The organism is Dyadobacter sp. (assembly GCF_051859145.1).
In the GTDB taxonomy this organism is placed as follows: Bacteria; Bacteroidota; Bacteroidia; order Cytophagales; family Spirosomataceae; genus Dyadobacter.
Window position 1 is genome coordinate 1,863 of the sequence record NZ_JBHYGF010000182.1, and the last position, 6,153, is coordinate 8,015.

5 protein-coding genes and 1 pseudogene are annotated in these 6,153 nt (G+C 46.7%); 2 read left to right on the forward strand and 4 right to left on the reverse strand.

Features of this window, described 5'->3' with window-relative positions; translation table 11 throughout:
* Both ACTIE6_RS11930 and ACTIE6_RS11935 read right to left on the reverse strand, forming a co-directional pair.
* Positions 1 to 2,705, reverse strand: a 2,705-nt coding sequence (locus ACTIE6_RS11930; RefSeq protein WP_439556850.1) for a PVC-type heme-binding CxxCH protein, incomplete at its 3' end; no start/stop codon positions are given.
* A gap of 119 nt (positions 2,706 to 2,824) precedes the next feature.
* Entirely contained in the window at positions 2,825 to 3,391 is a 567-nt protein-coding gene (locus ACTIE6_RS11935) for a Uma2 family endonuclease (protein WP_439556851.1), read from the reverse strand.
* A 213-nt stretch (positions 3,392 to 3,604) separates the two neighbouring features.
* On the opposite strand from ACTIE6_RS11935, the gene ACTIE6_RS11940 reads away from it, so the two are divergent.
* Together ACTIE6_RS11940 and ACTIE6_RS11945 are read left to right on the forward strand one after the other, a co-directional pair.
* Complete coding sequence (locus ACTIE6_RS11940; protein WP_439556852.1) at positions 3,605 to 4,909, forward strand: hemolysin family protein; 1,305 nt, start codon at positions 3,605 to 3,607, stop codon at positions 4,907 to 4,909.
* 15 nt (positions 4,910 to 4,924) lie between these two features.
* Positions 4,925 to 5,335, forward strand: coding sequence for a hypothetical protein (locus ACTIE6_RS11945; RefSeq protein ID WP_439556853.1), 411 nt, complete (start codon positions 4,925 to 4,927; stop codon positions 5,333 to 5,335).
* A gap of 1 nt (position 5,336) precedes the next feature.
* On the opposite strand, the gene ACTIE6_RS11950 is transcribed toward ACTIE6_RS11945, so the two are convergent.
* Both ACTIE6_RS11950 and ACTIE6_RS11955 read right to left on the reverse strand, forming a co-directional pair.
* Positions 5,337 to 6,026 (reverse strand): SDR family NAD(P)-dependent oxidoreductase, encoded by a 690-nt coding sequence (locus ACTIE6_RS11950; RefSeq protein ID WP_439556854.1) that lies wholly within the window; start codon positions 6,024 to 6,026, stop codon positions 5,337 to 5,339.
* A gap of 17 nt (positions 6,027 to 6,043) precedes the next feature.
* Positions 6,044 to 6,153, reverse strand: a pseudogene (locus tag ACTIE6_RS11955) (UTP--glucose-1-phosphate uridylyltransferase); the annotation flags it as partial.

The following is a 6,153-nucleotide window of genomic DNA, read 5'->3' on the forward strand; positions in this document are numbered from 1 at the left end:
GCAGCAGTACGAACATCCGCGTCAGCATCCGACATACCTTTCTTCATTACCGCGTCCATTCCTGAATAATTCAGTTTATTCAATGCAACCAGCATCGCAGCCCGCACTTTTGAATCTTTGTTTTCATTCAGGATTTTGACCAAAGTTTCATTGTTGCCGGAAATGTTCAGGTTGGTCAGGATTTGGGAAGTAGCGATCAAAATAGTCGGGTCGCTTTCCTGTAAAAGGTCTGCAACAATCGGCTGCACTTTTGCTTTAATCGCCGCCGGATCCCTGGTGATAACGCCGCGGTAGCGTCCGTCCACCCGGTCCATTACCGATGGACTTGCCCAGGTGCCCAAAGTAGCCAGTGCTTCCGCTCTTATCTCTTTATCAACATCTTTTCTTTTGGTAAATGCGATCAGATCGTTCAGCTGCGCGTCTCCGCCAACTCTCAATGCCGCGTTAATTGCGCGGCGAAGCAGCGGCTCGGACTTGAACCTCTTTTCGTTTAAAGTACCCGCCAGTGCAGGCAATGCACCCGGGATAGAAAGATCATCATTGATCGCGCGGGCAGCTTCGGCCACGATATATTCGTCTTTATCCTGCAGGAAAATACTGATACCGTCATTTTTCATTCTGCGCAGTACCAGTACAGCAGCAGTACGGACTGATTTCTCGGGATTGCCGGCCAATGCAAGAACAGGTTGGGCTTCGCCAATGCGCGACAATGCAAGTACAGCTGCGTGGCGCAGGTACAGATCTTCATCGTTATTCGCTTTGATCATGCTGATCAGCGGCGCCACTCCGTCTTTGTATTTGATCCTTCCGATCGCCTGCGCGGCATGAAACTGTACACGTGGGTTTTTACTCGACAGCATTGGTACCAGCATCGGGCCGGCTTCCGCAATGCGGGCATCGCCCAGTACCTTGGCAGCCTGGACTGTAATTTCTTCGTCAGAATCTTTCAGTAATGTCATCAATACATTGGCGTAAGATTTGTCCTCTCTTGCCAATTGACCCATTCCCCAGATCCCGTGAATGCGGCCAAACTGATTTTCTTTCTGCGAAATTGCTTTGTTTAAAACTGCCGCTCCTTTGGCACCGCGGGAAGCCAGTTCAAACTGTGATTTCTGCCGGATACGCATATCCTGGTTCGACAAAAGCTTCAACAGCATATCGTCATTTTGCTGTGCATAATCCAGCTGCATAAACTTCTTGGTCTCGGCGCGAAGTGCTTTCAGGTCGTTTTTATCTTCTGTTACATCCAGTTTCCACACACGACCGTAGTTATTGGTATCCCAGCCATTTATCCAGTCAGCTACGTACAATGCGCCGTCGGGACCGAAGCGAATGCCGGTTGGAAGAATTCCCGAGAGGATATTTTTCTCTCCATTCAGCACGAAAGATGCGCCTTTTGGTTTAAGTCCAAAAGCCCAGATCGGCGAGCGGGCAGGGTTACCGACGAATTCTACAAGGAAAAACTTATTTTTCCATTCAGAGCCGAGTGCAGTTCCCGGGTTGTATTGCATTCCGGTTGGACCGTTGTGAAAATTCTGGATAGGAGGGATAATGTAAGCCGCCTGACCTTCCCAGCGCGGTTTGAAAAGCTGCTCGTCCATCCAGACTTTGTAGCTGTTATTCTTCGGGTCGGTATACTTGCCATACTGCCAGTTGGAGCGCCAGCCTGCATCTGATCCTTCCACCACGTGCACCAAACGCTCGCTTTCGCCAGGATGGTCACCGTCGTTATCAGAACTGATCAGGTTACCATATTCGTCGAATACGAATTCGTGCGTATTTCTCAAACCGTGTGCAAAAACTTCAAAATCGCTTCCATCCGGATTGGAACGTGCGATGATACCCGAGTTAGGGTGCTCGTGTTTTACGCCTTCTTTGGTCGTAATGTTGGCACCAATATCCCCGATGTTCCAGTAAATTTTTCCGTCTGGTCCCTCGATCGGGTTGGACATACCGTGACCGCCAAAACCAATATGCACACCATAACCGTGACTAATGGAAGTTTTTTCGTCCAAAACCCCGTCACCATTTGTGTCGCGTAACCTCCAAAGATCAGGCGCAATTGCCACGAATGCATCTTTGGCGCGGATGAGCACACCACCCGCTACGTCGGAAACTTCTTCAAAGAAATCGTCGAGAATGCGCGTCGATTTGTCAGCAATACCATCATTATCCGTATCCTGAATTTTCCAGACTTCGTCTTTTTCTACTGTCAGGTCTTTCCAGTCGTGCGATCCATCGCCATTCAAATCTTTCAGCCAGCTGTTTTCCTTGCTTTTATCAGGTGCAAAAGTGCTGCGCAGGAATGCACGGCGCTCTTCCACGGTTTGCAATGCAATGGAAGCGGTCATCCAGTTCTGGTGCCCACGGATATCAAATTCCGAGTTTTTCTGGCGGTTGGTGCGGTTAAGGTATACAGCACCCCAATCGTCCACTGCGATCGCGACCGGATCGGGAGCAAGTGAATCAGAGGCCCAGAGATCCAGTTTTAGTCCGTCTGCCAGCTTCACTGAGGTTTTTTCACGAATTTCTTTCGCCCTCGCCTTTCCTGTGGCGGCATCTTCTTTCACGACCACAGCAGTGCTGTTGGTCTTGGTAGCTTTACCGAAAGAACCGGACGGCGACATTTTCATGCAAGAAACCACCGCAATAGTGGTCCCGGCAAGGAGTAGTAAAGGTTTTTTTAGTTGGATTTTGGAGATCATTGAGAAAATAGCTTAATGCGGAAGAATGCGATTCCAAAACAGGAAACGCATACAAAGTAACGAAAAAGGGTGAAAGAACCGGATTATACTGGCACCGAGGGTCGGTAACCGAAGGATAGTTAACTCTTAATTCCGGTTGCCAGCAGCTCTTTTACAGTAACTTCAAAGTCGGGCATAACAGGAGAGGCGGAGCAAACGTCAAGGTCAGTGCAGATGCGCACAGTTTTGCGGGCCGTGTATACATATACTACCTCATTTTCAGGATAGATATGCCACACAACTTTCACTGTCGAGTTAAAGTACTCTGCCAGCTTCTCCTCAACTTTTTCAGCATCGTCGGTTGGTGAGATCACTTCGATGAGAAATTCAGGGATAGGTTCCGTTTCAGATTCAGCCGAGTGGTCGATTTGTGCTCCGCTGAAATAAGCAAGATCAGGCCGGCGCATCTGAATGCCGCTGAGCATCACATCTTGCTCCATAATCAATGCAGCTCCTTCTGAAAAAGCAGCTGTTTTGAAGAAAAGCTGTTGTAACTTCCTGATAATGAAAAGATGCTTCTTTTTCAATTTGCCGAATCGTATTATTTTACCATCATTCCATTCATATTTATATCCATCAACTGATTCCCACTTCTGGAATTCGTCCAGTGTGCGTGGAAAAACTGATAATGGGGAACGAAGTATCATAATCGAGACGATTGTTATGGCATTTACTTGATAAAGATGTAAACGGACTAGTATAAATCTAGCAAAACTCTGTGTCACTATCAAAACTATTTAGCATTCAGCTTGGTATGCTGGATTCGCAGATAATGCGGGTGCCTTCAATTTCTCAATGGAACAATTTTTTGTTAACATGCGGGATAAACGAACATAGAAGAAACGTCTACTCCCAAATTAATGGCTATACAGGTTTTAATTACATTGGTGCTCGTGCTGCTCAATGGGTTCTTTGTTGCAGCTGAGTTTGCAATCGTCAAGATCCGGGCTTCCCAATTGGAGCAAAAGGCGCAGGAAGGAAATAAAATGGCGATTTTATCAAAACAGATCGTCGGCAACCTCGACGGGTACCTGGCCGCGACGCAGTTCGGGATTACTTTGGCGAGTCTCGGATTAGGGTGGATAGGCGAGCCTGTTGTTTCTAAAATCCTGATTGGCGCAATGGAGCTGGTTGGTATTTCGCTGAATCCGGAACTTGCGCACCAAATTGCATTACCTACCGCATTCGCGATTATCACTGTTCTGCATATTGTTTTTGGCGAGTTGGCGCCGAAGTCAATCGCAATTCAGCGGCCGGAAGCAACTACATTGGTCCTCTCTTATCCGCTGCACATATTCTTCCTGATTTTCCGCCCGATTGTATGGCTGTTAAATGGGATCGCGAATTTTATCCTGAAAACAATCGGAATTTCACCTTCTCACGGAAGTGAAGTACACAGCAGCGACGAGCTGAGGTACCTGGTTCAGCAGCAGAAGGAAAGCGGGATGATTGAAGCGGCGGATTATGATCTGATTAAAAATGCATTTGACTTCTCTGAGCGGCTCGCGCGTCAGGTTATGATCCCGCGCCCGCAGATTGTGGGCATAGATATCAATGATTTCAATGAGGTTAAGCTCGAAAAGATCATCGAAGAAGGTTACTCCCGGATCCCGGTTTATGAAGATACCCTTGACCAGATCGTAGGTGTACTGCACCTGAAAGATCTTTTGTTAAAGATGCGACAAGGAAAAGATATCGTACTTCAGGAGCTGATCAGACCCATTTCAACAGTCCACGGCTCAAAGCCAATAGGTGCATTGCTTCGCGATTTTCAGGTGAACCGCCAGCAAATGGCGGCGATTGTGAACGAATATGGTGGTATTGATGGAATTATCACCATGGAAGATATACTGGAAGAGCTGGTAGGGGAAATCCAGGATGAATATGACAATGAGGCACCGATCATCAAAAATGAGGGCGATAACAGCTATACAGTACTCGGCTCGATTTCTATTGAAGATTTAAATGAGCGTCTTCCGCATGATTTGTCTAAGGGAAGTGAATACGAAACACTCGCGGGTTATTTGATCTGGAAATTCGGCAGGATACCGTCTGTTGGTGAGAAATACAAGAGCCGGAATTACGAGTTTACTGTCTTGAAAAAACAGCGGAGTACAATCACCCAGGTGAGGATTGCGCAGCTGGATAATCAGAGTGTGATTTAACTTGTTTTCTCTACTATGAAGACTTACCTCGCAGGTATTTTCGCATTATTGATCCTGACTTTCCTTGTGCCAGATACAAGCGCGCAGAAGGCAAGAAAAGATGAAGCGTTTCCTACTTATGAACAGATCAGAGGAAACCGCAAGCAGATTTATGATTATGTAGAGCCAGTACAGTTTTCGAACGGTAATCCGATTGGTGAAGTTGACAAACCAACCCAAACACTTATTTCCCGGCATCATAGTCCATTTAGTTTTCCTGCGGACAGTACTACGTATTATTTAAATGGGAAAAAGTCGAAAAGCCAGAAAGTAGCTGAGGCAGAACTGTTGGAAAAAGCTGGAAATGTAGAGCGCGTTATGATTGGCGAGGTTGATAAAAAAGGAAGGCGTGTGATCGAGATTGATTACGAACCTAAAAAGCCTTAGCTCAGGCTTTGTGATAAAGCTTTAAGACTGTTTCCCTCATTTTGCTCCCGGTTTCGCTTAAAATGAATGCGATACCCTCGGCCATATCTTCCGGCGAAATCCATTTGTTGAAGTCAGCATCCGGCATTGCTTCCCGGTTATCAGGAGTATCAATGATGCTTGGAACTACTATCGACGCTGAAACATTTGTTTTCTTACCTTCCGCATTGATCATATCCGCCATTTGAAAGAGCAGCGATTTTGACAATGTATAAGCAAAACTTGCCGCGCCCTGCGCAGGTACAAGCGCCGGCCTGGCCCCAACCAGAATAATCTGTCCACCGCCATTCAATTCGAAATGTGCTTTAAGCGGCTTGATCAGGTTGAATGCCGTGAAAAAATTCATATTGATCATTCTCTCGATCTCCTGCACAGTTGTTTCTTCCAACTTGCCCGGTGCAAATCCACCCGCCAGGAAAACACCTGCATGGATCCGGCCGGCTTTGGAGATTGCATTGCTGACAAACTTCTCAGCCTGATCAGCATCGGTCAGATCGGCTTCGTAAGTGGAAACAAAAGCCGGGTCAAAGTCACCGGCTTTTGCTGAGTTTCTTACATTGATATGCAAATCATAGCCAAGTCCGGTCAATTTCCCGACTACCACTTTGCCCAGATTACCTGTCGCTCCGCTTACTATGATCTGTTTTTTCATGTTAATTGGCTGGCTTTTTATTTTTCAAGAATGCGGATCAGGAACTCACGGAAAGGCTCTGCAAATTCTTTTCTTTTCAATGCAAACTCGACCGTTGTTTTCAGGTAATCCAGTTTGTCGCCGATAT